General features: G+C 53.2%; 20 protein-coding genes and 1 pseudogene. 13 read left to right on the top strand and 8 right to left on the bottom strand.

The genetic code is table 11. The features are described from left to right. Positions 1-100: 100 nt before the first annotated feature. Both Q3C19_RS00610 and Q3C19_RS00605 read left to right on the top strand, forming a co-directional pair. On the top strand, positions 101-1,297 hold the full coding sequence (locus Q3C19_RS00610; protein WP_302726461.1) for an ATP-binding protein: 1,197 nt from the start codon (positions 101-103) through the stop codon (positions 1,295-1,297). Between the two features lie 311 nt (positions 1,298-1,608). Continuing rightward, complete coding sequence (locus tag Q3C19_RS00605; RefSeq protein ID WP_302726459.1) at positions 1,609-3,750, top strand: outer membrane beta-barrel protein; 2,142 nt, start codon at positions 1,609-1,611, stop codon at positions 3,748-3,750. Between the two features lie 8 nt (positions 3,751-3,758). Here the strand turns inward: Q3C19_RS00605 and Q3C19_RS00600 are convergent, their stop codons facing one another. The 3 genes and pseudogenes from Q3C19_RS00600 to Q3C19_RS18370 form a co-directional block, all read right to left on the bottom strand. Next, a complete protein-coding gene (locus tag Q3C19_RS00600) occupies positions 3,759-4,520 on the bottom strand; it encodes a LytTR family DNA-binding domain-containing protein (RefSeq protein WP_204505269.1) in 762 nt (253 codons plus the stop codon). Between the two features lie 13 nt (positions 4,521-4,533). After that, positions 4,534-6,894, bottom strand: a complete 2,361-nt coding sequence (locus tag Q3C19_RS00595; RefSeq protein ID WP_302726455.1) for a triple tyrosine motif-containing protein — start codon at positions 6,892-6,894, stop codon at positions 4,534-4,536. Between the two features lie 339 nt (positions 6,895-7,233). Further along, positions 7,234-7,287 (bottom strand): annotated as a pseudogene (locus Q3C19_RS18370) (two-component regulator propeller domain-containing protein); the annotation flags it as partial. Positions 7,288-7,815: 528 nt separating this feature from the next. On the opposite strand from Q3C19_RS18370, the gene Q3C19_RS00590 reads away from it, so the two are divergent. From Q3C19_RS00590 to Q3C19_RS00570, 5 genes are all read left to right on the top strand, one after another. Further along, positions 7,816-8,310 (top strand): hypothetical protein, encoded by a 495-nt coding sequence (locus Q3C19_RS00590; protein WP_302726453.1) that lies wholly within the window; start codon positions 7,816-7,818, stop codon positions 8,308-8,310. Positions 8,311-8,376: 66 nt separating this feature from the next. Beyond that, on the top strand, positions 8,377-8,973 hold the full coding sequence (locus Q3C19_RS00585) for a hypothetical protein (RefSeq protein WP_302726451.1): 597 nt from the start codon (positions 8,377-8,379) through the stop codon (positions 8,971-8,973). A 38-nt stretch (positions 8,974-9,011) separates the two neighbouring features. Continuing rightward, on the top strand, positions 9,012-10,754 hold the full coding sequence (locus tag Q3C19_RS00580) for a hypothetical protein (protein WP_302726449.1): 1,743 nt from the start codon (positions 9,012-9,014) through the stop codon (positions 10,752-10,754). A gap of 36 nt (positions 10,755-10,790) precedes the next feature. Then, positions 10,791-12,044, top strand: a complete 1,254-nt coding sequence (locus Q3C19_RS00575; protein ID WP_302726447.1) for a hypothetical protein — start codon at positions 10,791-10,793, stop codon at positions 12,042-12,044. Positions 12,045-12,093: 49 nt separating this feature from the next. Further along, positions 12,094-12,612 (top strand): outer membrane beta-barrel protein, encoded by a 519-nt coding sequence (locus Q3C19_RS00570; protein ID WP_302726445.1) that lies wholly within the window; start codon positions 12,094-12,096, stop codon positions 12,610-12,612. A 158-nt stretch (positions 12,613-12,770) separates the two neighbouring features. Here the strand turns inward: Q3C19_RS00570 and Q3C19_RS00565 are convergent, their stop codons facing one another. Next, the gene (locus tag Q3C19_RS00565) at positions 12,771-13,427 is read right to left on the bottom strand and encodes a hypothetical protein (RefSeq protein ID WP_302726443.1); all 657 of its coding nucleotides are present in this window, start codon (positions 13,425-13,427) and stop codon (positions 12,771-12,773) included. 195 nt (positions 13,428-13,622) lie between these two features. Between Q3C19_RS00565 and Q3C19_RS00560 the strand changes: the two genes are divergently transcribed. Next, positions 13,623-14,414 carry a UDP-2,3-diacylglucosamine diphosphatase gene (locus Q3C19_RS00560; protein WP_071150725.1) on the top strand — a complete coding sequence of 264 codons (792 nt, stop codon included), beginning with the start codon at positions 13,623-13,625 and terminating at the stop codon, positions 14,412-14,414. Here Q3C19_RS00560 and Q3C19_RS00555 read toward each other — a convergent pair. Then, positions 14,399-15,568, bottom strand: a complete 1,170-nt coding sequence (locus Q3C19_RS00555; RefSeq protein WP_302726441.1) for a serine hydrolase — start codon at positions 15,566-15,568, stop codon at positions 14,399-14,401. The two genes, Q3C19_RS00560 and Q3C19_RS00555, sit on opposite strands and share 16 nt — an antisense overlap. Before the next feature lie 4 nt (positions 15,569-15,572). Next, complete coding sequence (locus Q3C19_RS00550; protein WP_302726439.1) at positions 15,573-16,478, bottom strand: AraC family transcriptional regulator; 906 nt, start codon at positions 16,476-16,478, stop codon at positions 15,573-15,575. A gap of 167 nt (positions 16,479-16,645) precedes the next feature. Between Q3C19_RS00550 and Q3C19_RS00545 the strand changes: the two genes are divergently transcribed. Then, positions 16,646-17,773, top strand: a complete 1,128-nt coding sequence (locus Q3C19_RS00545; RefSeq protein ID WP_302726437.1) for an aldo/keto reductase — start codon at positions 16,646-16,648, stop codon at positions 17,771-17,773. Between the two features lie 9 nt (positions 17,774-17,782). Next, positions 17,783-18,634 (top strand): aldo/keto reductase, encoded by an 852-nt coding sequence (locus Q3C19_RS00540; RefSeq protein ID WP_022162355.1) that lies wholly within the window; start codon positions 17,783-17,785, stop codon positions 18,632-18,634. A 38-nt stretch (positions 18,635-18,672) separates the two neighbouring features. On the opposite strand, the gene Q3C19_RS00535 is transcribed toward Q3C19_RS00540, so the two are convergent. Together Q3C19_RS00535 and Q3C19_RS00530 are read right to left on the bottom strand one after the other, a co-directional pair. Further along, positions 18,673-20,031 (bottom strand): PAS domain-containing sensor histidine kinase, encoded by a 1,359-nt coding sequence (locus Q3C19_RS00535; RefSeq protein WP_302726434.1) that lies wholly within the window; start codon positions 20,029-20,031, stop codon positions 18,673-18,675. Between the two features lie 104 nt (positions 20,032-20,135). Further along, a complete protein-coding gene (locus Q3C19_RS00530) occupies positions 20,136-21,521 on the bottom strand; it encodes a sigma-54 dependent transcriptional regulator (protein ID WP_302726432.1) in 1,386 nt (461 codons plus the stop codon). Positions 21,522-21,791: 270 nt separating this feature from the next. On the opposite strand from Q3C19_RS00530, the gene Q3C19_RS00525 reads away from it, so the two are divergent. From Q3C19_RS00525 to Q3C19_RS00515, 3 genes are all read left to right on the top strand, one after another. Then, entirely contained in the window at positions 21,792-23,186 is a 1,395-nt protein-coding gene (locus tag Q3C19_RS00525; RefSeq protein WP_302726720.1) for a DUF4933 domain-containing protein, read from the top strand. A gap of 70 nt (positions 23,187-23,256) precedes the next feature. Next, entirely contained in the window at positions 23,257-25,665 is a 2,409-nt protein-coding gene (locus Q3C19_RS00520; protein ID WP_302726430.1) for an ABC transporter permease, read from the top strand. Positions 25,666-25,744: 79 nt separating this feature from the next. Then, a complete protein-coding gene (locus Q3C19_RS00515) occupies positions 25,745-26,434 on the top strand; it encodes an ABC transporter ATP-binding protein (RefSeq protein ID WP_071149744.1) in 690 nt (229 codons plus the stop codon). The last annotated feature ends 72 nt before the right edge of the window (positions 26,435-26,506 follow it).

Here is a 26,506-nt window from a genome sequence, read left to right as displayed (position 1 = left end):
TTGGACGAATTACCGTATTTGCGTATTTTTGGAATGAGAATTGAACATTTTCAAGATTACTTTTGAACATTTCAGTGGTAGGTTTTAAAGTTTTTATATAATGGAATATCTTAGGAAACAATATAATACGCTGAAGGAACGTATTGAAGAGCCTCGCAAATTCATACAGGTAATTGCCGGACCGAGACAAGTCGGAAAGTCAACATTGGTCAGTCAGGTACTCAGACAGATAGAGTTGGCCTATATGATGGAAGTGGCTGATGGGGTAGATTCCAAAGATACGGATTGGATAAGGCGGGTGTGGGAGTCTGCCCGCACAACCATGCAGCTTCGCAAGGAAAAAGTGTTTCTGCTGGTTATCGACGAAATTCAGAAGATTGACAACTGGAGTGATGCCGTTAAAAGAGAATGGGATGAGGATACCCGGATGGGGTTGAATTTGAAGGTGGTGCTTCTGGGCAGTTCGCGTCTGTTGTTGAAGAAAGGCCTTACAGAGTCCTTGGCGGGGAGATACGAATTGATAAGGTTAGGGCATTGGAGTTATTTGGAAATGCAGGAAGCATTCGGTTTTACATTGGATGAGTATATTTACTTTGGAGGCTATCCCGGTCCGGCCCATTTGATAAAAGACGAGCGGCGCTGGAAGAAATATGTGAAGGATTCGCTTGTGGCTCCCGCTATCGAGAAGGATGTTATCATGACTTCCAATATCTATAAACCTGCATTGATGAAGCGGCTTTTTGAATTGGGATGTGGATATTCTGCAGAGGTTCTGTCGTTGACCAAACTGATCGGGCAGTTGCAGGATGCCGGTAATGTGACGACGTTGGCCGGGTATTTGGAAATCTTGAATCAATGCTCTTTACTGGCCGCTTTGCAGAAGTATGCCAAGGATGATGCTCGTAAATATAACTCGATTCCCAAATATCAGGTATATAACAATGCCTTGATGACAGCTTATAAGGGACGAACTTTTGAAAAGGATCGAATTGACCCGAGGGTTTGGGGCCGATGGGTGGAAAGTGCGGTCGGGGCTTATCTGCTGAGTATGGCCGAGGAATTGGAATATCAGTTGTATTATTGGCGTGAAGGAACCGATGAAGTGGATTTTGTTATCGTGAACGGAGGAGAATGCATTGCCATTGAAGTAAAAAGCGGCCGCAGAGGAATGAACAGTGGACTTCCCAAGTTTGTAAAGGCTTTCCATCCGAAGCGTTCCTTTGTAGTGGGAACATCCGGTGTATCATTGGAGGATTTTCTGAAAAGTGATTTGGAAGAACTAATTCACTGGACGTAACCGGTTCGATAGGACTTTATCGTCTTTTACTATATCCGATAACACTTGATAAGACTTCATAAGCCTGAGATAACGCGGGCTTTATTTGTCTCTGTCTATCTTTGTGCCACCGAAAAGAACGGCAGAAGGATACAATCATCCCCGTTGATGGTAGGAATCATCCCGGTTGATTGGGGGAATCATCCCGGATGATTGTACTCTAAGGTCATGAGGAAGAAGGGCTGGGTGCAGGCATACACCGCTCCTTGTCTGCGACACTGGCGGCCGGACTTCGGAGTGATGTATCATGCAGTACAAAAATGAAGAAAAGAATGAAGAGACAAAACCTATTGGCATCGGCGGCCTGTCTGTTGCTGGCTCTGCCGCTCTCCGCCCAGGAGAATCTGGAAAAAGAAAACACACGTACGCTGTCGGCCGACAGCATCCTGACGGGCGATGCCCGCATGGACAGTCTTTACCGGCATTTGCCCGAGGTGATGGTGACCGGCGAACGCCCCGTCGTGAAGGCTTCGGCCGGTAAGCTGGAGTACGACCTGCCGCGGATGATCAAAGACCGCCCGGTGGATAACGTTTACGAAGCCTTGAAAGAATTGCCCGGCGTGATGGAGCAGGACGGTGCACTGACGTTGGGCATGCAGGCAGTCACCATCGTGCTGGACGGCAAGGTGACCAACATGAGCGGTGCGCAGCTGTACGCCTTGCTGAAATCGTTGCCTGCCGACCGCATCGAACGCGTCGAAGTGATGTACAACGCGCCTGCCCGCTATCAGGTACGCGGAGCGATGATCAACGTCCGCCTGCGCCACCGCATCGGCGACCCGGGCGTGATGCAGGGCGAAGTTTATGGAAAATACAATCAGGAGCATGAAGCCTCGTTCGAGGAACGTGCTTCCTTGTTATACAACGGGCATCGGTTCTCGGCCGACTTTCTTTACTCTCACACCCACGGCGAAAGCTTTAACACCACCGACAAGGAAGCCCGCCACTGGCAGCAGGCCGACGGTTCGACGCATCTCATCGATAACTACGAGGAGATGCGTGGCCGCAGCCATACTCACAGCTTCCGCTTAGGCACGGACTACACGCTGGCCGAAAACCATTCGCTGAGCTTTGTCTACAACGGTGCCTATGCGACGAGTCACACCCGGCAGAATTCTACGGGCACGCAGACAGCCGAAAGCCTGAGCGGACAGACCTCGTGGCTGCACAACGGCCGTCTGGACTATCAGACACCCATCGGACTGAAGGCAGGTGTGGAGTTTACGTGGTACAACGCACCGGGCAATCAGCTGCTGCACAGCCGCATGGGTGATGATGCCCTCGACTTCTATACCGAAGACGGACAGCGCATCAATGCCTGGAAGTTCTTTCTTGCGCAGGAACATCAGCTGAAGAACGGCTGGGGGCTGAACTACGGTGCAGTCTACACCACGAGCGTGGACCATTCATACCAGACGTATGAGAATGAAGAATTACAAATGAAGAATGAAGAATCAGTTTTGCCGAACGACGTCAAGTCACGCCGACGTGAGCAGACGCTCAATCTGTATGCTGGTTTCAGCAAATCCTTCGGACAGAAACTGATGACCGATTTCTCACTGGCCGTGGAGCGCTACAAGACACCCGTATGGGACGAGTGGGACGTCTATCCCGTCCTCAATCTGACTTATTTGCCTGCTGACGGACACATCCTCCAGCTCAACTTCAGCAGTGACAAGAGCTATCCCGGCTATTGGGCGGTGCAGGACGTCATCTCCTACCTGGGTGGCGGATACAGCGAGATACACGGTAACCCGTTGTTGAAGCCCGCCATTGACTATTCCACTTCGTTGACCTATGTCCTGAAGTCGAAGTACGTCTTCCGTGCCTGGTTCAACCATACCAAGGACCGTGCCGTGCAGACGCTCTACCAGTCGCCCGACGAGCTGCTGGAGCTGTACAAGTACCTGAACTTCGACTTCGAGCAGCAGGCCGGCCTCCAGGCCTCCGTCCCCTTCAAGGCGGGGCGTTGGCTCAACTCGCGCCTCACCCTCATCGGCCTGTGGATGCGGCAGAAGGACAGTGACTTCTACGACTTTCCCTTCGACCGCCATCGCCTGTTAGGCATCGCCGTACTGAACAACACTTTCACCCTGAGTCGCAAGCCCGACATTCGCCTGACCATCGATGGACGTCTGCAAGGGCGTGCCATACAGGGCATCTACGACATTCCCACGTGTGGCGACCTTTCGGCCACGCTGCGCTACACCTTCCTTGGCGGCAATGCCGTGCTTACTGCCTGGTGTCGTGACATCCTGCAGACCTCTATGCCTTGCCCGCAGATACGCTACGCCCGCCAGTGGGTGACAAACGAGTACTCTAGCTTCCGCAGCGTGGGCCTATCCTTTGCCTGGAAATTCGGTGGCTACAAGGAGAAGAAGCGCGAGGCGGTGGATACGTCGCGGTTCAGGTAAGGCTTGGTTCAGCTTTTCACGTCATTTCCCTGCTTAATGAACTTCTCTACCGACTCCATTCCGCCAGCCGATAGATCCACGCTGTATTCACGGCCATCGGTCGTGCGCAGAATGCACGATTTATGCTTGACATCCACTTTATAAATCTTTTGTCGATTGAGCAGCAGGTTTCGTCCGGCTCGGATGAAGTGCGCTTCGCCCAGCCGGGTCTCGATGGTGCCCAGGCGTTCCAGGACAATTTCCTCACCCATTGTCAGGATGACCTGCGAATAGTTGCCGTTGGCACGCACAAAGATAATGTCGTTCCTGCCGGTGAACAGCATACCGTTCAATGTTCGGAGAGGAACTTTGTCGGCAGAAGGCTTTGTCGGCTGGGAGGGGAGGGCATTGCGCTCGTCGCGTTCCTCGATGCGGCGGATGGCTTTGGCCAGTTCGGACACATCCACCGGCTTTAGTAGGTAGTCGGCTGCGGCAAAGCGGATGGCCTGGAGCAGGTACTCTGAGTTGTTGTAGGCCGTGGTGAAGATGATGTGCGGCAGGGGCATGGCTTCCTTTAGTTCGCGCAGCAGTTCAAGTGTGGTGTGTCCTTGAAGTTGGATGTCGAGGAAGAGGATGTCCGGCCGGTGACGTAGGATAGCCTTCAATGCCGAACTGTAGTCTTCACAACTCTCCACAATGCTGATTTCTGGATGGTAGTCTTCCAATTTGCGGATGAGCGACAGGCGGGGCAGTCGTTCGTCTTCGACGATGATAGCACGATAGTTTTTCATGTGCAAGTTCGGTTTAGAAATAGTTATAATGATAAGGAATGTATAGCTCGAAGCGCGTGCCGCAGGCATTCCCGTCCGCATCTTTCAGGTCGGTGACGGTCTGCACGATGTGTTCGGCGTTGCATTGGTTGTAGAGTTCGATTTGTTGCTCCATGATGCTCAGTCCCTGCTTGGTGGAAGTGGGCGAGAGGTTTGCCGCCGCTTCTCGTCCCACTCCGTCGTCGGTGACGGAGACGCAGACGCCTCCCGTCCGGGCTTTGACCTCAATGAGGATGTGTCCGCGTCCGGGCTTGTTGCGCAGGCCGTGTTTCACGGCGTTCTCGCAGTAAGTGTGCAGCATCATGTTGGGTACCTGGATGTGCAGGTTCACGTCGGGGTCGGTGTGGATGTCGTAGGCCAGGTTCTCGCCGTAACGCAGTTGCTCCAGGGTGAGGTAGAGGCGGGCGTACTCCAGCTCCTCGTCGAGGGAGCGCGAGGGCTTGTCCACATCCATCAGCAGGGTGTTGGTGAAGCGGGAGTAGAGTGCAAGGTACTTGTTGGCTTCCTCCACCGAATGGTTCATGATGAAGTATTCAATGCCTGCCAGCACGTTGGAGTTGAAGTGCGGGATGGACTTCAGCCGGATGGACTTCACCAGCAGGTTGTTCAGGCGGGTCTCGCGTTGCAGCTTGTGCATCTTTATGCGTTCCCGGCGTTTGTAATAGTGATAGGCCGATGCCCAGATGCCGCCGGCCAGCAGCAGTCCGATGAGTGCCCAGAACCACAGCCGTTGCCACAGGGCCGGGCGCAAGTATATGTCGATGTGTACGGGAGCCGAGGTCATGACGCCTATCTGAGCTTCTACTTCCAGCCGGTAGCGGCCGGGCAGGAGGTTGTTGAACTGCACTTCGCGTGCCGTCTGCGGTTGCGACCACTGGTCTTGGAGCCCCTTCAACCGGTAACGGTAGCAGACGTTGCCCGTGGCCGAGTGGGACACGGCAATGAAGGAGAAGCGCAGGTGACGCACGGGATAGGACAGTGTTACCTGCCGGGTGGGGACGGGCAAGAGTTGCCAGTCTACATTGTCGATCGAGGCTTCGGCCGAGACCACCTCCAACTGGGGCACGGCGTGTTGATACACAAGGTCGCGGGGATGGAACGAGACGGTTTGGCCTACGCACGGTACCCACACGGTGCCGTCGTCGGACTCGGCGATATGGGCAATGAGCGGCTCAATGCCGGTGAATCCGTTGTAGCGGTTGAAGAACATCGTCTGCAATAGTTGGTTTTCTGTGATGTACAGTCCGTTGACCACAGCCACGATGAGGTAGCCGTCGCGTGTCTGGCAAATGGAGCGAATGGGACTTCCGTAGTGCTGGAGCAGGATGGCTGAGTCGTTGCGCACGGTGTAAAGTTTCTCGCCCGAGGCCAGAAGTATCTCGCCTTGCAGGGTGGCGGTCATGGCAGTGCAAGGAATGCCCTCTTCTGGCTGGTGGATGGTCGTCTGTCCTTTCCCGTGAATCCGCACCGGACCGTAGGCAGTGCCCACGTACAGGTTGCCGTATCTGTCGGGGCTGGCGCAAAAGATGCCGCGCAGCCCTTTGTGCGTGGAGCGGATATGTCCCCGGGAATCGGTCACAAACAGCTCCTGCCGGGTGGCCACGAGCAGGCTGTCGCCGTGTGCGGAGAGGAAGCGGTAGTCGAGCATAGGCAAGTCGAGCCATTGCCTGCGATTGCCTTCGCAGGCCAGCACGCCTCCGCTGCCCAGCAGGTAGGCGGTGTGGCCGATGCGGGCGGCATAGGGGTGGAAGAAGTTGTCTTTGCTCCGTGGATATGCCAGCGGGCGCAGTTCCCGGGCCGTAGGGCCGCCCAGCAGTTTTCCATTGAGTGTGCCGACTGTCAGCAATCCCCCGGGGGCGGTGTCGATGGCGCGCAGGATGTCGTTGTGGTCGGTCAGCGTGTGGTTCATGAAGTTCAGTTGGAAGAAATTGTACACGCCCTGGTAGGTGGCGAGCCAGATGTTGCCTTCGCGGTCGATGAACATCTGCCGGATGAGGTTGATGCCGTCCACCAGGAGCTCCACCTTCCTCGTATCGGGGTTGAAACGGTACAGGCTGTGCGCGTCGTGCAGGTAGATGTTGCCCTTGCGGTCGGCGCAGGCCTCCACGCCGTAGTCGGGTGCCGTGAAGCGGAACGGTGCCACCCGCTGGGCCGAAGCCCCGTGGCAACGGTACACTCCGTCGGCGGCAAAGAGGTAGAGCGTGCTGTCCGTGCGGAGCAGCGCATAGCCTTGTGGTACGAGCAGGGCGGGCAAAGCGGTGCCGTCGGCCTTGAGGCGGTAGGTGCGTTCGGCGGTGGGGATGTAGAAGATACCGTCTGTCGTGTCGGCAAACACGCGGCGGCAGGCATCCATCTCGTCGAGCAGGGGCGAGCGCAGCACGGTTTCCGTCCCGTCGTCGGTGAAGCGGCAGATTTCACGCTCTTGTTCCTGTTCGTTTTCCAATAGCAGGTAGCCGGGCGGCAACGCGGACGAGTTGAAGTTGTTCAGCAGCAGTCCCCGGTCGTCCAGCGGACGGGTGTCCGTCTGCCCGTCTTTTCCGGCCAGGTGCCTGCGGCGGAAGCCCAAGGCGGTCACTCCGCGCGCGTCTTCGTGGAAGCCGACGATGTTTTCCGGCCTTCCCCCCTTCAGGTAGGGCACGAACTCGAAGCCGTCGTAGCGCACGAAGCCGGAGAGGGTGCCTATCCAGATGTACCCCTTCTTGTCCTGGTAGATGCACTCGGTGAGCATCTGCGGCAGGCCGTCAAGCGTGGTGTAGTGGCGGTAGGCGTATTTCGAGGTAACGGCTGTTGCCTCCTGCGCGGCAGTGCCAATGGCCGGCCATACCAGCAACCCCAGTGGCAGGAGCAGGCAGGCAAGTATGCGGCGTATGTGATCCATCTTCTGCATGTGTGGTAAATATAGCTGTCCGCAAATATAGCTTTTCCCAAGAACTAATCCAATGCCAAACGGGACAGAAAAGGATAAATACGCGTTCGTGTATGCCGTTCGCCCGTTCGTGTAAACGGCGGGGGTGTTCGTGTATAGGGGGTGTTCAACCTATTGCAGATTAGCCTCCTGACCTTTATCTTTGAAACAGCCGGAACAGGAACCGGGGCTCCTGTGAGCCTCGGCGGAGTAGCTAATCTCCCCGCAGGCAGACTGCTGATCTCCCCGCAGGCAGGCAGCCGATCTTCCCGCAGGCAGGCAACCAGTCTCCCCGCAAGGCTGTCCAGACAAGCCATTTGTTTAACCTATATAACAAGGAGGAACCGAATTATGAAGTACAAATTGATTCAGAAAGTGAACCCCAATCGCCGGGACGACCCGCCCCAGTGGTATGCCACCCCTATTACAGGCGAGTCGGAAGGTGCTGACGCTACCACCCGTGCTGCTACCGAAAACACCACCACCGCTCCCGTCGAACTGATGGCCGGGCTGGTGCACCTCTCCGAATACGCCATCAGCAAGCTGAGCAAGGGCGAACCGGTGCCCCTGGGCGAGATGGGCGACCTCCGTATCACCTTCCGCAGCAAGGGCGTGGCCGACATCAACGAGTTCAACCCCAATACCATGATTTATGAAGCCCGCCTGCGCTTCGTGCCGAAGAGGGCGTTCCGCAACGCCATCATCCAGCAGCTCACCTTCGAGAATGCCGGTGTGCTGGCCGATGGCATCGACTATGCCTCGCTGGCGGCCTACCGCAAGGCAAAGGGGCTACCCTCCGGCGGGGGCGAAGAAGAAGGCGGCGAGGAAGAATTCCCGTTGGGCTGACGCTTCCTGCCGTCCTCTTCGGACATCCGCTTCATGATTATACACTCACCCAAAAACTTGAATGTTATGAAAACGAATTTCTACTTCTGCCTCGCGATGCTGGCAGCATTGACGATGACAATGGCCTCTTGCAGCAAGGACGATGATAACGGGCCCACGCCTCAGAACTCTGTGGAAATCATTGCTGCCTGTGCACACTCTTGGAACGCGACGAGCCCGGGTAGCAAGTACTATACACACGAGATGTACCTCTTTGAGAAAGGAATCAATCCCTCCAATGAGTACATCACCGGATCTGGGGAAATGGGAACCGGTCGGGTCATCCGCCTGAATCTTTGCAATCTGACCGAAGAGGTGCATAAACTGGATAGAGATGATGATTGGCAAACGTATGACAGGATTGTCCCCGGCACTTACACTTGGGACGTCAGCGAGGATTCCGGACACTTGAATATTACCTATGCCCAACTCCGGGCTTACGAGAATAATAAACGGACAGATCTCTATAACGATTACGATGTAACGGCATGTACCGTCGAAGTAAAGCGTGGCCACTTGGGCCAGGAATACGAAATCACCGGAACGATGACCTTCACCGACGGAAATGAAGTGGCCTTCGCCTGGAAAGGAATCGTCACTCCTACGATGGTTGGAGGGCAGTAAGACTAAGAATGGATATAACTCAAAGGACTTATAAGCTTATGAAAACGAAACTATACTACGCAGCAATGCAGATGTTCGCGGCCATCCTGCTGATGACGGCCTGCGACAAGGATGACCAGCCCTCCATCGGCCAGATGCAACTCGCCACTCCGGTCGTCACCGTGAATGTGGATATGAACGCACAGACCATCACCGCCTCGTGGCAGGCGGTGGAGCATGCGGACAACTACCATTACAAGATTTCCGGCGACGAAACCCTGTACAAAACCGGGGAGACGCGCCTCGAACTCCAGCCGTACAGTAAATTCGAGGGAGGCAGCCACTCCATCACGGTGCAGGCGGTCAGCAACGCCCAGCCCGATTTGTTCAGCCCTTCGGAGTGGGGCAAGGCAGACTTCTCCGTGGAAAGCACGAAGCTGCAGGCGCCCGATGCGCTGAATGCCGATGTGAATAAGGAGAGCTGCACCGTGACCGTCTCGTGGGCGCCCGTCGCGAATGCCGCTTCCTATCTCTACAAGATAGACGACGGGAAGGAAGTGCCCGTTTCCGAACCCGGAATCAGCTTCAGCCTCTTCGACTACGCTCCGGGCGAGCACAGCGTGAGCGTCAAGGCACTGGCTGAAGGCGATGCTCCGACCGGACGCAGCGCAAGCGTCAAGGCGGTGACAGCGGTGGCATCGTCCGACTGGAGCGAGGTGTACACCTTCACCATCACCGACGAGCCGCTGCCCGGCATGCTGGGCAACAAGCCGCTCGACCATGCACGCTTGGGCGACTTCTACCTCAACGACGGTTCCCTGCTGCGTGGCGACAGCGAGCTGAGCGCGGAACTGGCGGATGCCTGCATCGGCATCGTGTTCTACGCCGGAAGGCATGAGACCGACCAGTCCGACTATACCCGACCGCTCACCGCAGGCGGCCCCGTGCTGGACAGCACCGTCCACGGCTATGCCGTATCGCTGACGCATGTACCGACCCGACTTCATGATTTCTATAAACCGGAAGATGAGCCCTACATTAATGAATGGGCGACCTACACCCGGTGGTGTAACGCATTAATACAAAGCGAGGCATTGATTATGGAAGCAGACAATAACACGCGAATAGAGCATACGAAAGCGTATATGGGTACCATCTATAATAGCTATGATGATTTCAACGGCTATTACAACTGCATGGCTATGCTGGAATATATACCCGCTACAAACCATACTTGTTGTGAATACCCAGCCTTGATGCTTGCCATCAACTATGGTAAAAAAAGCCTTGGATGGAAAAAGACATATTACGGCATAAGGGAAAGTTCAGCTTATGGTACATCGAGGGGGGTAAAAAACCTTTTAGTTGGTATGGATGTCGGAGACGTTTGCGACTGGCAACTTTCGCTCGCTGCTCCTCAGAATAGCAGCGGATGGTTCCTGCCATCATACGGACAAATACGTTACGCCGAATGCGCCTATTGGAGTGATGGTTACGAATACTATGAATCGTACGGTATTTGGGAATTTATGGATGGACAATTCGAGAAAGTCAAGAACGCGACCACGCGAGATGATTTGAAAGAATATATACGTGCAGTTTATAGATATTCTCCTCGGGAAAGTAGGGATGACCCAAATCATCCTGGTTGGATTGACTCGAATATATGGAGGCGTCGAGGTATTGCCACCTCGACTGAAGAAGAGGAATATAAGGCCGGTAGATATTATCAAATGAAATATAAAGCATGTGGAGGGAATGCTGCTGAGGGCCCTTATGTACGTCCTGTTCTGGCTTTCTGATTCTTGATTTCCCCTAATATGATAAATACCAACCGTATGAACATGTATCCCATACTATTGTTGACTGCCTGCCTCACCGCCGGGTGCGGAGGGGCGGGAGGAAGCGAAAGCGCTGCCGAGGGGACGACCCCGGCAGGGACGGACGAGCGCAAGCCCACCGCCACCGTGTACAATGAGACAAGGACGGTCAGCCTGAATGACCCCTACATGCAGAACGCCCAGGTGCTCACCATCGAGTGCCTGCCTGGCTGGCAGTTGGTGGGCAAGGTGGATATGGAAGACTTCCAGCAGGCCAACGGCACTCCCAACGCCCAAATCAAAGGAAGCGACGGAGCCAGGCAACTGGGCTTCTACACCGAAATGGCCCGTTCCTACTACGACGAGAACGACGGTGTGGCTACCGGACAACGCCACCCCCTGCTGCGCAGCATGAAGTGGCCATATACCACCGCCGAAGACTACCTGCAATACGTGGTAAGGACGCAGTTTCCCCATGCACAGTCCATCGAACTGAAGGATGTGCAGACTTACGACAAACTGCCGGACGCGATGAGACAATACGCTGACAAATACGGCCAAATACTCCTGCGGAATTTCCAACAGGGTCTGGCCAACTCGGTGATGGGCAGTAGCTTTACCCAGATACGCGGTGCCAAAGCAGATGCGGCGGCCATCGGCTGTGTCATCAAGCTGGAAAATGGCAAGGAGGTGTACCACGTGGCGACGGCCTGCTTCTTCATCCTCGACGTGAGGATGCCTTACGGCACAATGCGCACCATCGACCGCCGTCTATGGAACGTACTTGAACTGACCACTTTCACGGCTGCCGACGAAAAGAGCCTGGACGTGGCCGGCACCGAAGCCTCGCGCATGAAAGGGTCAATTCAGCTCAATCCCCAGTATTCGCAAGCCATCGTTTCCATGCAGCAGGGAAGAATCGAGCAAATCAAGCAGAATGTGCGGGCGGGCATCATCCGTAACCAGCAGCAGGCCGCCCGCATCAGTGAGCAGCTCCGGCAGAATGCCGCCGAAATCAGCGACATACAGATGTCCATGTACGAGAGCACCAGTGCCATGCAGGACCGCGTGACGCAGCTGCACAGCGAGGCCATACGGGGCGTGAACCCTTACGTGAGCAGCGACGGCACAGTGGTGGACATCCCCATCGGAAGCGGCACGCAGGTGTGGAGCACTTCGGATGCGGGTACCATCCTGTCGTCGGACAGCTACTTCTTTAATCCCAACATCGGGTCGACCATCGAGTACCAGCAGATGCAACTGCTGCATTGATGGCGTGGAACCGGATGACACTTGTTTAACCCTTAAATAATAACGAATTATGAAACGAATGATTATGTGGGCCATCGGCCTGTTAGTGATGGTATCGGCAGCCAATGCCCAGTTGAAAAAAGGAGACCTCATCGTTGGTGGAAACATCGGCCTGACGCTGAACATCGGCGAATCGGAAGGCTTTAGCGATGAAACGGATGTTGACGTGACTTTTTCCCTGACTCCTGGCGTCACCTACATGCTTACGGATAACTGGTATATCGGTGGGGAATTGGGAGTATCGGTCGGGCCGGGCACGACAAGCACATTTACCCTTGGGCCGAGCGGAGGCTATTACGTGCCGTTCAACAAGACGATTGGGATGATGAATACCGTAGGCATGGGATTCGGCGCAGTAGATAAGGATTTTGCTTTCAGTTTTGGCTATGTTCCGGGACTGCTCATTTCTATCTCTGACAAGATGTATCTCAGCACTTCGGTCGGTTCGCTGGGATATAATTCAGGATCTAAGTCCTTCTTCATCAGCTTGCTGCGTGGGGCGTCACTGGGATTCTACTATGTGTTCTGACAAACTGCACCATATTCCGTCCGATGGTTCCTGAGCGGGTTGCGAATGTATATCCCAGTTCCCTTAGGTATCCTCGCACAGTTCCCTTAGAAACTTTTACATAGCTCCTAGGGGAACTACTGAGGTTTTCCACTGCTTAAGGGGAGCCCATCGGATGCCTAATCGAACATCACCCGAGGGTTCAGCGCGGCAGGACTACTCCATGCAATACCATAATCATCGTGCAATACACTTGCCAGTTTGTGCCAATAAGCATGACAGAATCCCATACCTTTGGGAATGTCTGCCAGTTGTTCGGCTACTTTTCTGTTGGCTTCGTCAATCACCTCTTCCCATTGGGCTGTCCATTCTACAGGATCTCTCCGAAGCATATTCCTGGACGGTTCGATATCTTGTAACCGTCCTTCATCGGCTAAGCTGATGTTCTGTTTAAGATAGCCAATTTGGGTACATATTTCAGTTGCGGTTTCATCATCACAATATGCAGGCTGACTTAAATCTTTGGCAAACTGTAACAGCTCCAGTTGCAGACGTGGATGCCTCTGAATAACTTCAGCCATCCGCAAGGCAGCAGCATGAAGGGTATCCAAAGCATGTCCGCGTTGTTTCAATGTGTGTGCATGGCGCAACAGTTCACGGGCCAACTCAGCTATTTCCCATTCATTTTCCTGTTGACGAGTGTATTGTTCGGCTACCAGTACATCACCACACACAATTTCCATTAACATATGATTTTCTTCTCGCTCATTGGGTTGTTTATTGGCTGCTTGTTTGCGGGCTTCAGCCAGCGCTTGTCTATAATCTGTATCTTCCATAGCTTTATAATGAAGTATGTATATACCAAACGATTGAATGAAACGATAAATACCACTTGCGAAAATACAGATTTTTTCATGAAAGGAGGAAGCAAACCTTTCTTTATCTTTATTACACACAATTGTAATCCCCTCGAAACACCTCTGACATAGACAGTACGCATCTTTGCACTAATAAAAATACACACAACCATGATGCGCCTTCGTACATTTTATTCTACCATTGTGTTGTCCGACATTCATCTGGGGACATCACATTCCAAGACAACCGAAGTGACTAACTTTCTGAAATCGGTGAACTGCCGCCGTCTGATATTGGATGGAGACATTATCGACGGATGGGCTTTACGCAAGGGGGGCACCCGCAAGTGGCAGGCACGCCATACGGAGTTCTTCAAAGTTATCATGAAGATGATGGAGAAACAGGGAACGGAGGTTATCTATGTGCGGGGCAACCACGATGACTTTCTGGACAGTCTGGTGCCCTTTACTTTCTACAACATCCGCATTGTAAAGGACTTCATTCACGAAAGTCACGGCAAGCGTTACTACGTGACGCATGGCGACATCTTCGATACCGTTACTACAAACATGAAGTGGCTGGCACAGTTGGGTGACTTGGGCTATACCTTCCTGCTGTGGCTGAACAAAATCTACAACAACTATCGTACGCGTCACGGTCAGCCTTATTATTCGCTCTCACAAGCCATCAAGCAGAAGGTAAAGACTGCTGTTTCCTACATTTCCGACTTCGAACAGGAGTTGGTGAAATTTGCCCGTGCCCGCAAGTGCGACGGAGTAATATGCGGACACATTCATCATCCGGCCGATACGTGGTACGATGACATTCATTACCTCAACTCGGGCGACTGGGTAGAGACTATGTCTGCCTTGGCTGAAGATGAAGACGGCAACTGGACGGTCATCCGTTATGGAGAGTTGCAGATGGAGCAAACCGGGAATCCGGTTCGTCAGATTGCCTCCTGATTTTTCAGTATCTTCATTGCGATGTCCATATACCGTGTGATGTCGGTAGTAATCTCTCGGTCGTATACATCACAACGTTTGCGTCCCAGACGTACGACGATGGCATCCATCTCGGGGATGGCGATGATGTACTGTCCCAACATGCCGCGCAGGTAGGGGCAACGCATGCCGTGATAATCCATGATCCACGTCTGGAAGCCATAATAGCTGAGCGTATCTTTACCCCATTGGTCTTTCAAGTACGAGGCAGGGCGCATCAGTTCGTTCATGTAGGCTTTCGATACCAATTGGCGGCCTTGCCAGTTACCATGATGCAGTAACAGGCGGGCAAAGCGGGCTACATCGCGTGCCGTGGTGTGGAAGCAGCAGAAAGCCTTCTCGTCACCGTCTTTCTTGTCCAGCAGCCAGTAGGCATCCCGTTCGGCTTGCATGGGCTCCCAAAGTTTTTCTTCTGCATAGTCACTCAATGTCTGCCCAGTGGCGGCTTCGATAACGAAGGCCAACAGCTGTGTCTCCCCGCTACGGTAGGAATATTGCACACCGGGTTTATCAATCACTTCCAGGCCGGTTACCAAGTCGTACAAGTCGTTGCCGTAGTAGCCGTGTGTGGTGACGGAGAAAAGCGAGGCATAGGCTTCGTCCCACGCCATGCCGCCGCTCATGGTAAGCAGGTGGCGCAGAGTGACGTCGGCCTGCATTCCTTTCGTATAGGCAGGAATGTAGCGCGACACGGGATCATCCAAACTGTGTATCTTTCCTTCGTCAAGGGCAATACCGGTCAGCAGTCCTACGATGGTTTTCGTGGCAGAATAGATGTTCGAAGTCAGGGTGTCGTTCCAACCGTCGCGATAGCTTTCAAAAACGATGCTGTCGTGATGGATGACGAGGAAGGATACGGTATGCAGACTGTCCAGATAGTGCGCATCATTCTCCGTCAGCCGGTAGCGGTTATAGTCGGAAGAGAGGGGCCAGTGCCATACGTCATTGGGATTGTGGTGTACCGTGTGGCGGTGGAAGGTTTCCAGATCATCGATGACGGGCATCCAATGGATGAGTGCCTGACGGGCATAATAGGGCAGAGAGGCATAGACGATGGCGAGCACTGCTACCAAAGCGATGAGCACGCGGAGGATGGTTTTCTTCTTTGTTTTCATAGGTTTACTTTTTGTTCTGGATACTCAGGCAATATTCCGATGGCGTCATTCCTGTTTGTTTTTTGAACATCCGACTCAGATGCTGGGAATATTCAAATCCTAAACTGTATGCTACTTGGGTAACTCCTGTTCCACCAGCAAGCAGATTTTTCGCTTCTTGAATAATATACTGACGGATATGATTGCTTGCCGTATCTCCAGTTGTCTTTTTAATGAGATCGCCAAAATAGTTGGACGACATGCAAAGTTTGTCTGCAAAATACTGAACTGTGGGCAGTCCGAACGATAATTGTAAGTTCTCATCGAAATAATTCCGCAACAGATTCTCGAACTTGATGAGTATATCCGAATTTTCCAGTTTCCGTGTCATAAATTGTCGGTTATAGAACCGTTGGCAAAAATTCAATATCAGTTCAATGTATCCGACAATGATTGCATCTTGGACGGCATCATGCTTGCGCTCGATTTCCTTATGGGTCTGTTGCATTAGTGTGATGAATAAATCGTGTTCTTCGTCTGTCATGTGCAAGGCTTCGTTGACGCGATAGTCGAAAAACGAATATTCCTTGATTTTCTTTTCCAAATGCGTTCCGTGTAGCAGGTCTGGGTGAAATAGCAAGGTCCATCCTGTCAGATTGACTTCTTCACCGTTATCTTCTTTGCCACCTATCTGGCCGGGAGCTACACAAATGAGTGTCCCTTTATGGTAATCGTATTTCCCACGTCCGTATGCTAAGTCTATTTCTGATTCGTCGTGCAAAAATATTCCATAAACTCCATAGTTATTCAGGCAATGGCGTACAGGCGAAACTTCTGCAAAGTCTATAACGTTGACACATGGATGAAAGTCTGTAGCTCCGACATAGCGGCTGTAATCACTTACGTTTTTTACTTTCAGTATCTTACTCATGAAGTTTATACTAATTTGATGTTCAATCACAAAGATACGTCTTTCTTGTTAGAGAGAGAAGTAAAAAACGGGTTTATATCAGTGAAATGGATACAAACATCCCACTTATTGTCACTTTTGTCTTGTGAGTGCTTTCTAATTTTGCATTAAAATAATGATATACAATTATGAAAAGAAGAGATTTTTTGAAAATGACATCCATATCGACTCTGTTGGCAGCAGGAGAATGGATGGGACTGTCTAACGTATTTGCACAATTTCCATCGAAGTCGGTAAGCGGATATTCAAATGGTAGTTATCAGTCGGACAGTAGCATGGAGCATAGAAAGCTGAAAGGTTTGGATGTTTCTGCTATCGGGCTTGGTTGTTTGCCGATGGTAGGTTATTATGGTGGAAAGTTTGACAAGCGTGACATGATTGCCTTGATACGTCGGGCATATGATAAAGGAGTAACTTTTTTCGATACGGCAGAAGTGTATGGGCCTTATACCAGTGAGGAGTGGGTTGGTGAAGCACTGGCTCCGTTTCGGAAGGAGGTTAAGATCGCCACAAAGTTCGGATTCGGTGTTGAAGAAAGGCAACCAACTGCACTTAATAGTCATCCCGATCATATCCGCCGTGCAGTGGAGGGATCGTTAAAACGTTTGCGTACGGATCATGTTGACTTGTTGTACCAACATCGTGTCGATCCGAATGTGCCGATGGAAGAAGTTGCAGGTGTAGTAAAAGATTTGATACAGGAAGGAAAAGTGTTGCATTGGGGAATGTCCGAAGCGAGTGCTTCTTCTATTCGACGTGCTCATGCAATATGTCCTGTTTCGGTTGTGCAAAGTGAATATGCCATTTGGTGGCGCGAACCTGAAACAAAAATATTTCCTACACTCGAAGAGCTTGGCATCGGTTTTGTTCCCTATTGTCCGTTAGGACGTGCATTTCTTACTGGTACGATTGATGAAAACAGCCGTTTCAAACAGGGAGATCGGCGGTGGAATTTGCCACGATTTACTCCCGAGGCTTTGAAATATAATATGCCACTTGTGGCACTTGTCCGTAAATGGGCGCAACGTAAAGGATTGACACCTGCTCAGTTCGCACTTGTTTGGATACTTTCGCGTAAGCCATGGATTGTTCCGATACCGGGAACTACCCATCCCGGTCACTTGGATGACTTCCTTGGTGCAGGAATCATTCGTCTGTCGGCTTGGGAAATGGAGGAATTCGATAAGGAATATGCCCAAATTGATCTGATGGGGCATCGTGCCGATCCGTTTACTGAAAGTCAAATTGATAAATAAGAATAAGCAATGGATTATGTAACATTGAATAATGGTGTACAGATGCCGATGCAGGGATTCGGAGTTTTTCAGGTGTCAGATGCATTTATGTGCGAACAGGCTGTTTCCGATGCCATTAAGGTCGGTTACCGGCTTATTGATACGGCATCTGTGTATGGGAACGAACGGGCTGTTGGTGCTGCTGTTCAAAAAAGTGGTATTCCGCGGCAGAATTTATTCATTACAACCAAAGCATGGATATCAGAAATGGGATACAAGCAAACCATGCAAGCTTTTAAAGATTCGCTTATCCGTTTAGGAATGGACTATATTGATCTTTATCTGATTCATATGCCTTTTAATGACTATTATGGAGCATGGAGGGCCATGGAGGAACTCTATGCGTCAGGACATGTACGTGCTATTGGAGTTTGTAATTTCGAGCCGGATCGCTTAATAGACTTATGTTTGAATGTAAAAACTGTTCCGGCCGTTAACCAGATTGAAGTACATCCTTATACCCAACAGATAGAAGCAATGAAAATTATGCAATCACTTGGCGTACAGATGGAGGCATGGGGCCCTTTGGCTGAGGGTATGAACGGATTGTTCACAAACCCTCTTTTAACCGCTATTGGGCACAAGTATGGCAAATCGGCAGCACAAGTTGTGTTGCGCTGGCATCAGCAGCGTGGGACAGTTGCTATTCCGAAGTCGGTTCACAAAGAACGCATAGAAGAGAATTTTGCCATCAATGATTTCGTATTGAGTCAGGAAGATATGGAGACCATTGCTACGATGGATACTGCTCATCCTACAATTCTTGATTTACATGCTCCGACAGAAATTGAACGTTTGTATCATATCAAACCTATAGGTTGAAAATGTTGGTATAATTATTATAAATGTCTGCATTATAATCAATAGTTGTACGGAAACAGCAGCGTAAATACACTCCCTTCACCGGGACAGGAACGGATGTCGATGCTGCCACTGTGTTGGTGCATAATCTGCCGGGCCAGCGTGAGGCCGATGCCCGAACCTCTGGGCTTGGTAGTGAAGAAGGGAACGAAGATACGTTCCTGCACTTCGGGTTCAATGCCTGTACCATCGTCTGCCACGCGAAGGAAGATACGGCCGGTAGGAGTGACACCTGCCGATAGGGTGATACATTTGGCATCGTTTTCGCGGGCATTTTTGATCAGATTGATAAGTACCTGTTCCACCTGTCCTTTGTCGGCCAAGAGGCGGAGCGGGGCAGGAGGTGGCATGAGACGCAAGTCGTTCTTGTCAGTTTGCATGAATCGGAGGACGTCTTCCAACAGTGTGGCAGCGTCAAGAGGCTGCAGCAGGGGCGAGGGCAGGTGTGATACTTCCCGATAACTGCCTACGAAGCGGGTCAACGCATTCCCTCGTCGGGCAATGGTGGCAAGCATCTGTCGCATGTCTTCCTTGTCTTGTTGGTTGCCTTTCAGCCCGTCTACTTGCTTGCCTAACAATTCGGCCAGGGAGACAATGGGGGTGACGGAGTTCATGATTTCGTGGGTCAGTACCCGTATCAGCTTCTGCCAGGCCAGTGTCTCTTGGGTGTCCAGTGCCGAATGGATGTTCTTCAGGCTGGCAATGACCAGCTTTCTTCCTTGCAGGATGAATTCCATGCCCGACAAGGCCAGTTGCGTTCCTTCTTCCTGTTGGTGAACCTGTATTACGTGCAGCGAGCCGGGACGCAAGTCACGTAGCAGGCGGGGCAGATCGGGATGGAAAAGGCGTAAATCATCTACAGTCTTGGGGGCTTTCAATATCCAGGTTTCTGCTTGCAGTTCGTTTACGGCAGTGGCCAGCAGACGTGTAGCGGCCTCGTTCTTCCATTCGATGTTGCCCTGTGGTGTATAGACCAGTATGGCGGTGTCAATGTGGTTGGCCAGTGCCTGAAAGTAAAGCAGGCGCCCTTCCTTGCGTTGCAGGTTGGTGCGGTAGTGTTCCAGTGCCTCCTGCATGCTGTCCAGCAGTTCGGGTGGCAGGCCACGATGACCGCTTGCCTGGTTGCTGCCGAAGGTTTCGGGAAATTCGGAGTAGCGCACCGACTGAATGAACTGCTCCATGAGGCGTGACGTACGCTTCATATACTGGCAGACAGCCCAGGCAATGCCCAGTGTCAGCAGGGCGGCCAGACACATGTTGATATAGAAACCGTGTACTGTCATCCAGGCTGTAAGGAGGCACGATGCCAGCAGGGCGGCGGTAAGCAGCAAGGGGGTACGGGTCCAGTGGGTTTTCATATTGTTGTTTTTTAGGAGTTGACAAGTTGACGAGTTGACAAGTTAACAAGACTACAAGGCGGTTTCTAAAGACTCGTCAACTTGTTCCCTTGTCTCCTTGTCAACTACAATTTATACTTCTCAATCCTCCGGTACAGCGACGTCCGCGTGATGCCCAGCATCTCGGCGGCCAGGGTAATGTTGCCGTTGCACAGGCGGAGCACTTCGTCAATGCTTTCACGTTCGATGCGCTCTAGGTTGTATCGTTCCTTTTCGTCTATCGGCTCGTGCGTCAGGCGGCTTTGCAAGTGGAAGTCGCGTGCGGCCAGCATCGGCCCGGAGGTCAGGATAACTGCCCGCTCCACGGCATGCTCCAGTTCGCGTACATTGCCCGGCCAGCGGTATTGCTGTAGCTGACGGCGTGCTTCACGGCCGATGCCCTTTATCTCTTTGTGATATTTGCGGGCATAGCGCTGCACGAAGAAGTCGGCCAGCAGGAAGAGGTCGTCGCCCCGTTCGCGCAGAGGAGGCAGACGCAGTTCGATGGTATTGATACGATAGAGGAGGTCCTGGCGGAACTCGCGTCGGTCGATGGCGGCATACAGGTCGGTGTTGGTGGCGCATATCAGTCGTACGTCCACGGGATAAGTGGTTGTGGAACCCAGGCGCGAGGCACGTCGTTGCTCGATGACGGAGAGCAGTTTGGCCTGCATGGGCAGACTGAGGTTGCCTATCTCGTTCAAGAAGAGCGTGCCGCCCGTGGCTGCTTCCATGCGTCCCGGCTTGGGGCGGCGGGCATCGGTAAAGGCACCCTTTTCGTAACCGAACAGCTCACTTTCGAACAGCGGTTCGGGGATGCTGCCCAAGTCGATGGCTACGTAGGGCTTACTGTGGCGGGGCGACTGCTCGTAGATGTAGCGGGCCAGCAGGTCCTTGCCCGTACCGTTTTCGCCCAAGAGCAGAAGATTGGCATCGGTGTCCGAGCACTTGCGCACGGTCTGTAGCAGGGCTTGCATAGCGGCCGATTCGCCGATGATGCGTGTCGGTTCGGCAGGCGTGGCCAGCGCTTCGGCACGTTGTTCGAGGGTCTTCTTTTGTTCTTTCAGCACTGTTACCTCGTGTCGGCTGAAGCTGAGTTGCAGGCCAGCAGATACGGTGGCCAGCAGTTTGTCGTTCTGCCAGGGCTTGGGGATGAAGTCCGTGGCTCCCTGCTTGATAGCCTGCACAGCTTTCTCCGTATCACTGTAGGCGGTGATGAAGATGACCACTGCCTGCGGGTCAAGTTTCAATATCTCCTCCAGCCAGGCAAAGCCTTCGCGTCCGCTGACAGCATCGCGGCGGAAGTTCATGTCCAGCAGGATGACGTCGTGCCTGACGCGCGACAGCAGGGGCAGCATCTCGCGCGGATCGTCGAGGGTAGTTACCTGTTCGGCCAGCGGGCGCAGCAGCATTTTCAGGGTGAAGAGGATGTCTTCGTTGTCGTCTACGATGAGTATTTTTCCTTTTTTCATGGGGCTTTGTTTTTCACCACAGAGGACACAGAGTGTCACAGAGTTTAATGGGAGTCATCAATAAAAAACTCCGTGTAACTCTGTGTCCTCCGTGGTGCCTACAAAGATACGTATTCTTTTCCGATAAACGCTGTACGGTAGCGTGCGATTGGTGTACGGATTCGGACGTTTTTTATCTTCCTTTTTGATGATAATATTCTGATGGATAGCAACTTGATGGTTTGGCACAGATGTTGTCCTGTTTTCTGTGTAAATCGAATGTATATCGTGATGAACAGACTCTCTTTACTTTTACTAACATTGTTTCTACTGGCAATAGGAACCTCGTGCCGACAACGTCGTCCGGGCATGAGCCGCGAGGAAGCGACAGCCGAACTGGAGGCGCAGGCTGCCGAACAGGCCGCCCGTCGCCAACAGGCTGCTGCTACTTTGGATACTTTTGCCGCCGACTATCGCCCACCCGCAGGCATCAAGCATCAGCCGACTGTTATCCGTGCGGGTGCCAAGGTGCTCAACGTACCCGCTGCCCTGAAGAATGTACGTCCACTGGAGTCCAACGTATTGGGCACCCTTTCTTTCCATCCCACCGGTTACGAGGGACACGGCCTCGGTGCGGAGTTGAGACCCGTGGACGACGGCTGGCTGATGACGGACTACGAAGGCTTTTGCTTGCTGGACAAAGACATGAAACTGCGCAAAGTCCTCTTCAGGAATGACGTGGAAATCAGTGAAATGAAGATGGGTAACGGACAGACCGGATATAGCATGCGTATGAACCGCACCCTCCGCAGCGTGGGCTACGATCCTTCCGTCCGCCAGCTCCGTGGCCTCTATGGAGGAAAGACGGAGCAGAAGGAACATAACGGCTACGAGTATGCTGTCGCCACCTTGCCTTGGGACGCACTTGCGGAAGCCGCCGAACCGTGGACACCCGACCAACTGCCCAGCAAGTTGCCCATCGCCAGGACACAGGGTAATGCCTTTGCCGTTACGGAAGGCGGCTGGCTGATGACCGAGGCTTTCAGCTCGCGACTCTATACCTTCGGGCAGAAGGGCGACACGCTGTGCCGATTTACGGTGAACGATGCCGAGGACTACGTGCCCACCTCCACCTACCGCAGTGGCGAAAACACCGCCGTATATCATTATGACGGGAAGCTCCGCCTGCTTATGGCATACGACAACACCGTCTACGAGCTGGCGGATGCCTCTACGCTCAAGGCCGTCTGGCGGCTGGACTTCGGCACACTAAAGCGCCCCACGGGCAAGTACGTGACAGGCAGTCTGAATAATAGTCTCGACGGCTATTACCTGGTCGACAGCTGGATAGAAACAACCCGACACCTGCTGATCCAGCTGTCGTATGGCTACGATTCGCCCAATGCCCGCAGCCAGGGGAAGGTGACGCTCTACACCTTAATCTATGACAAGCGTACGGGCGACTTCTTCAGCCTGCCCGGACAGACCGACAAAGAAGGTCGTTATACATACGCCAACCTGCCTTTCCGGGTAGAAGGGAAAGACATCTCCCTACTGCCTTCGCTGACGGCAGGCGACCAGGCCGCCATCCTCTTCAAAGGAAAGCGGCTGAAGGAGATGCTGCCCGACCTGCCCCTGTCGAAGCAGGTAAAGGAAGAGGAATTGGTCATTGTACGGATGGAGTGACACCAAAACTTCTCCTTGGCGAAAGTGGTAGAAAACAGTATATTTGTAAAACCCGAATAACAACAGAATTATGCTAAGACATTACATCAAAGTGGCGCTTCGGCTCATCCGCCGGAGCCTGCTGTTCTCCTCCATCAACCTGATGGGCTTTGTGCTGGGCCTGACGGCTGCCTTCCTCATCTACCTGTGGGTGGTGGACGAACTGACGCACGACGACTGCTTCCGCGACGGCAGCCGCATCTATCGTGTGACGGAGCTTCGCCGCGAAGCGGGCGGAGAGGTGAAGGAGTCCCCCCGCCTGCCACGCACGCTGGCCATGGACTTCCGGCAGAAGTTCCCGCAGGTGGAGGACGCGACGGCCATCAAGTACGGCGACCGGCACTCTTACGAGGCAGAAGACGGAAAGAAGATGACGGTGACCGAAGTTTACGTGGACAGCACCTTCTTCCGTTTCTTCACCTTCCCCGTGGTGGAAGGTACCCTCCAACGCATCAACGATAATCCGAACAACGTGGTTATCTCCTCCGAACTGGCCCGCAAGTTCTTCGGTTCGGGCCCTGCCGTCGGGCAGAAGCTGACCTTTTCGTTCGGCAACTCCACCAACGACGTCTATACGGTGGTGGCCGTGGTGGACATTCCCCGCAAAAGTCACATCCGCTTTGAAATGGCCATGTCGATGGATGCATATGGCAGGGGAGGCGTAAGCATCGATTGGGATACCTTCACGGAAAGCATGCACGTCTATGTCAAGATGAAGCAAGGATCGACCATGCTCCGCAGCGAGGCGCAGGCCATGAGCCGCCTGCTGGCCGACCGTGGCGAGAAGAACGTACGTCTCGGCTTCCAGCCCTTGCACGACATCTATCTGCATACCCGTTTTGCCGACCCCGACGTGGAGAAGCACGGTAACCTCTCCACCGTCTATCTGTTCATCGCCTTAGCGGTGCTTGTCATCTTCATGGGGGCGTTCAACTTCACCACCCTGTCCACCGCCCGCGCCTCGCTGCGCTACAAGGAGGTGGGCGTGCGCAAGGTGACGGGAGCCAAACGCCGTGTGCTCATCGGGCAGTTCCTGTCCGAAGGAATGGTGCAGGCATGCATCGCCTTGGTGTTGGCCATGGCATTGACCGAGCTGACACTGCCCTTGTTCAATCGGGTGATGGAGACCGACCTGCGATTGGAGGCGAGTTGGAGCGTGGTGCTCTACATGCTCTTCGGCATCGTGGGGGTGGGTTGCCTGGCTGGCAGCTATCCGGCTTTCTATCTCTCGTCCGTCAATCCGTTGCTGGCCTTCAAGGGCGGGCGCAAGACGGGGCGCAAGGGCGGACTGATACGCGGATTAGTGTGCGTGCAGTTTGTCATCGCCTTGGTGCTGATGCTGCTGACGGGCATCGTCTTCAAGCAGCTGCACTACATGCAGAACAAGGACATGGGGCTGGACAAGGAAAACATTGTTTGCATTTATACCAGCTTGTGGTACAACGTAGGCGACTTCAAGCAAGAACTCCTGCGCAATCCCGACATCAAAGGCGTCTCCATGTCGTCGCCCATCGAGAACTTCGGCGAAGGCACTAATTACAAGGACGGCAGCAAGGTGGAATGGACCGATGTGGACGGACGCACCGACTCTGTGCGCATGGTGCAGCTGTGGGCCGACGGCGACTTCGTGAAGACCTTCGGCATGCAGTTGGTGAAGGGCAAGCTGATGGATGACGACTTCAACAACTACTGGGATCAGGGTGAGACCAAGACCGCCGTCATCAACGAAACGGCCTGGCGCGCCATGAAGGTGGCCGACCCCATCGGGATGGAAATCCGTTCGGAGTGGGGAATGCCGCTGCGCATCGTGGGTGTGGTGAAGGACTTCAACTTCCAGTCCATGCGCGAGCAGATCAAGCCTGCCTACATCTGGTACAACCCCGAGGCTCTGAGCTATCTGTACATCAAGATAGCTCCCGAACGGCGGCAGCAGACCTTGGCCTTCATCAAGGAGAAGTTTGAGGAGTTTGCCAAGCGCGACGATGCCTTCATTAAGGATTTCAGCTACCAGTTCTTCTCCGACAAGCTGAACCAGAACTACGCCCGCGAGCATCAGCAGAGCCGCATGTTGTTGTTCTTCACCGTGCTGGCCATCCTCATTGCCATGATGGGTGTGTTCGGCCTGGTGGCACTCTCCACCGAACAGCGCACCAAGGAGGTAGGCATCCGCAAGGTGAACGGTGCACACTCCGACCGCATCGTGCGCATGTTCTGCCGCGAGTATTTAGTGTGGGTCGGCATCGCCTTCGTCGTGGCCTGCCCTATAGGCTACTGGCTGATGCGTAGCTGGCTCAGCGAGTTTGCTTATCAGACGCCCATCAGCTGGTGGCTCTTCCTGCTGGCCGGTCTGCTGACGGTGCTCATCACCCTGCTGACGGTCGTAGGACAGACGTGGCGCAAAGCGTCGCAGAATCCGGTGGAGTCGTTGAGATACGAGTAAATGAAGAATGAAAAATGAAGAATGAAGAATTTAAAGTATCGGTTTAATTTCTTCACTCCTTAATTCCTAAAATAACAATATGAAAACAGATAACGTAATCAAGGCCGTGGCCCTTACCAAAATATTCCGCACCGAAAGCGTGCAGACAATCGCATTGAACGAAGTGAACCTGGAGATACATTCGGGTGAGTTTGTAGCCATCATGGGCCCATCGGGCTGTGGCAAGTCCACGTTGCTCAACATCATAGGCCTGCTGGACAATCCCACCTCGGGCGAACTGTGGTTCATGGGACAGGAAGTGTCCCAATGGAAGGAGAACGACCGCACCGATCTGCGCAATGGTAACTTAGGTTTCGTCTTCCAGAGCTTCAACCTGATAGACGAACTGACAGTGTTCGAGAACGTCGAGCTGCCGCTGCTCTATGCCGGCGTACCCGTCCGCGAACGGGTGGAACGGGTGAACCGTGCCCTCGACCGCATGCAGATAGCCCATCGTTCGGAGCACTATCCGCAGCAGCTCAGCGGCGGTCAGCAACAGCGTGTGGCCATTGCCCGCGCCATCGTCACCAACCCCAAAATCATCCTGGCCGACGAGCCTACCGGTAACCTCGACTCCGCCAATGGCAACGAAGTGATGTCCCTGCTGAAGGAACTCAATGCCGACGGTGCCACGGTAGTCATGGTGACGCACTCCGAAGAGAATGCTCGCGAGGCCCGCCGCATCATCCGCATGATGGACGGGGTGATACTGACTGAAAGTTCGATGTAGGGCAATTAGCAAATATCGGGTTTATTTAAAAACTTTTGTGGGCAGAATGAATGCTGATCTGAGGAAAAGGCA

Origin of the sequence: Bacteroides sp. ET489, assembly GCF_030518095.1 — a bacterium.
Lineage (GTDB): Bacteria > Bacteroidota > Bacteroidia > Bacteroidales > Bacteroidaceae > Bacteroides > Bacteroides ndongoniae.
The sequence above is the reverse complement of the archived record's forward strand: the minus strand, read 5'-3'. Positions and strand labels throughout refer to the sequence as shown.

Coding starts and splice junctions, on each gene's coding strand:
- Q3C19_RS00610 (WP_302726461.1), top strand. CDS start 101: ATGGAATATCTTAGGAAACAATATAATACGCTGAAGGAACGTATTGAA.
- Q3C19_RS00605 (WP_302726459.1), top strand. CDS start 1,609: ATGAAGAGACAAAACCTATTGGCATCGGCGGCCTGTCTGTTGCTGGCT.
- Q3C19_RS00600 (WP_204505269.1), bottom strand. CDS start 4,520: ATGAAAAACTATCGTGCTATCATCGTCGAAGACGAACGACTGCCCCGC.
- Q3C19_RS00590 (WP_302726453.1), top strand. CDS start 7,816: ATGAAGTACAAATTGATTCAGAAAGTGAACCCCAATCGCCGGGACGAC.
- Q3C19_RS00585 (WP_302726451.1), top strand. CDS start 8,377: ATGAAAACGAATTTCTACTTCTGCCTCGCGATGCTGGCAGCATTGACG.
- Q3C19_RS00580 (WP_302726449.1), top strand. CDS start 9,012: ATGAAAACGAAACTATACTACGCAGCAATGCAGATGTTCGCGGCCATC.
- Q3C19_RS00575 (WP_302726447.1), top strand. CDS start 10,791: ATGAACATGTATCCCATACTATTGTTGACTGCCTGCCTCACCGCCGGG.
- Q3C19_RS00570 (WP_302726445.1), top strand. CDS start 12,094: ATGAAACGAATGATTATGTGGGCCATCGGCCTGTTAGTGATGGTATCG.
- Q3C19_RS00565 (WP_302726443.1), bottom strand. CDS start 13,427: ATGGAAGATACAGATTATAGACAAGCGCTGGCTGAAGCCCGCAAACAA.
- Q3C19_RS00560 (WP_071150725.1), top strand. CDS start 13,623: ATGCGCCTTCGTACATTTTATTCTACCATTGTGTTGTCCGACATTCAT.
- Q3C19_RS00555 (WP_302726441.1), bottom strand. CDS start 15,568: ATGAAAACAAAGAAGAAAACCATCCTCCGCGTGCTCATCGCTTTGGTA.
- Q3C19_RS00550 (WP_302726439.1), bottom strand. CDS start 16,478: ATGAGTAAGATACTGAAAGTAAAAAACGTAAGTGATTACAGCCGCTAT.
- Q3C19_RS00545 (WP_302726437.1), top strand. CDS start 16,646: ATGAAAAGAAGAGATTTTTTGAAAATGACATCCATATCGACTCTGTTG.
- Q3C19_RS00540 (WP_022162355.1), top strand. CDS start 17,783: ATGGATTATGTAACATTGAATAATGGTGTACAGATGCCGATGCAGGGA.
- Q3C19_RS00535 (WP_302726434.1), bottom strand. CDS start 20,031: ATGAAAACCCACTGGACCCGTACCCCCTTGCTGCTTACCGCCGCCCTG.
- Q3C19_RS00530 (WP_302726432.1), bottom strand. CDS start 21,521: ATGAAAAAAGGAAAAATACTCATCGTAGACGACAACGAAGACATCCTC.
- Q3C19_RS00525 (WP_302726720.1), top strand. CDS start 21,792: ATGAACAGACTCTCTTTACTTTTACTAACATTGTTTCTACTGGCAATA.
- Q3C19_RS00520 (WP_302726430.1), top strand. CDS start 23,257: ATGCTAAGACATTACATCAAAGTGGCGCTTCGGCTCATCCGCCGGAGC.
- Q3C19_RS00515 (WP_071149744.1), top strand. CDS start 25,745: ATGAAAACAGATAACGTAATCAAGGCCGTGGCCCTTACCAAAATATTC.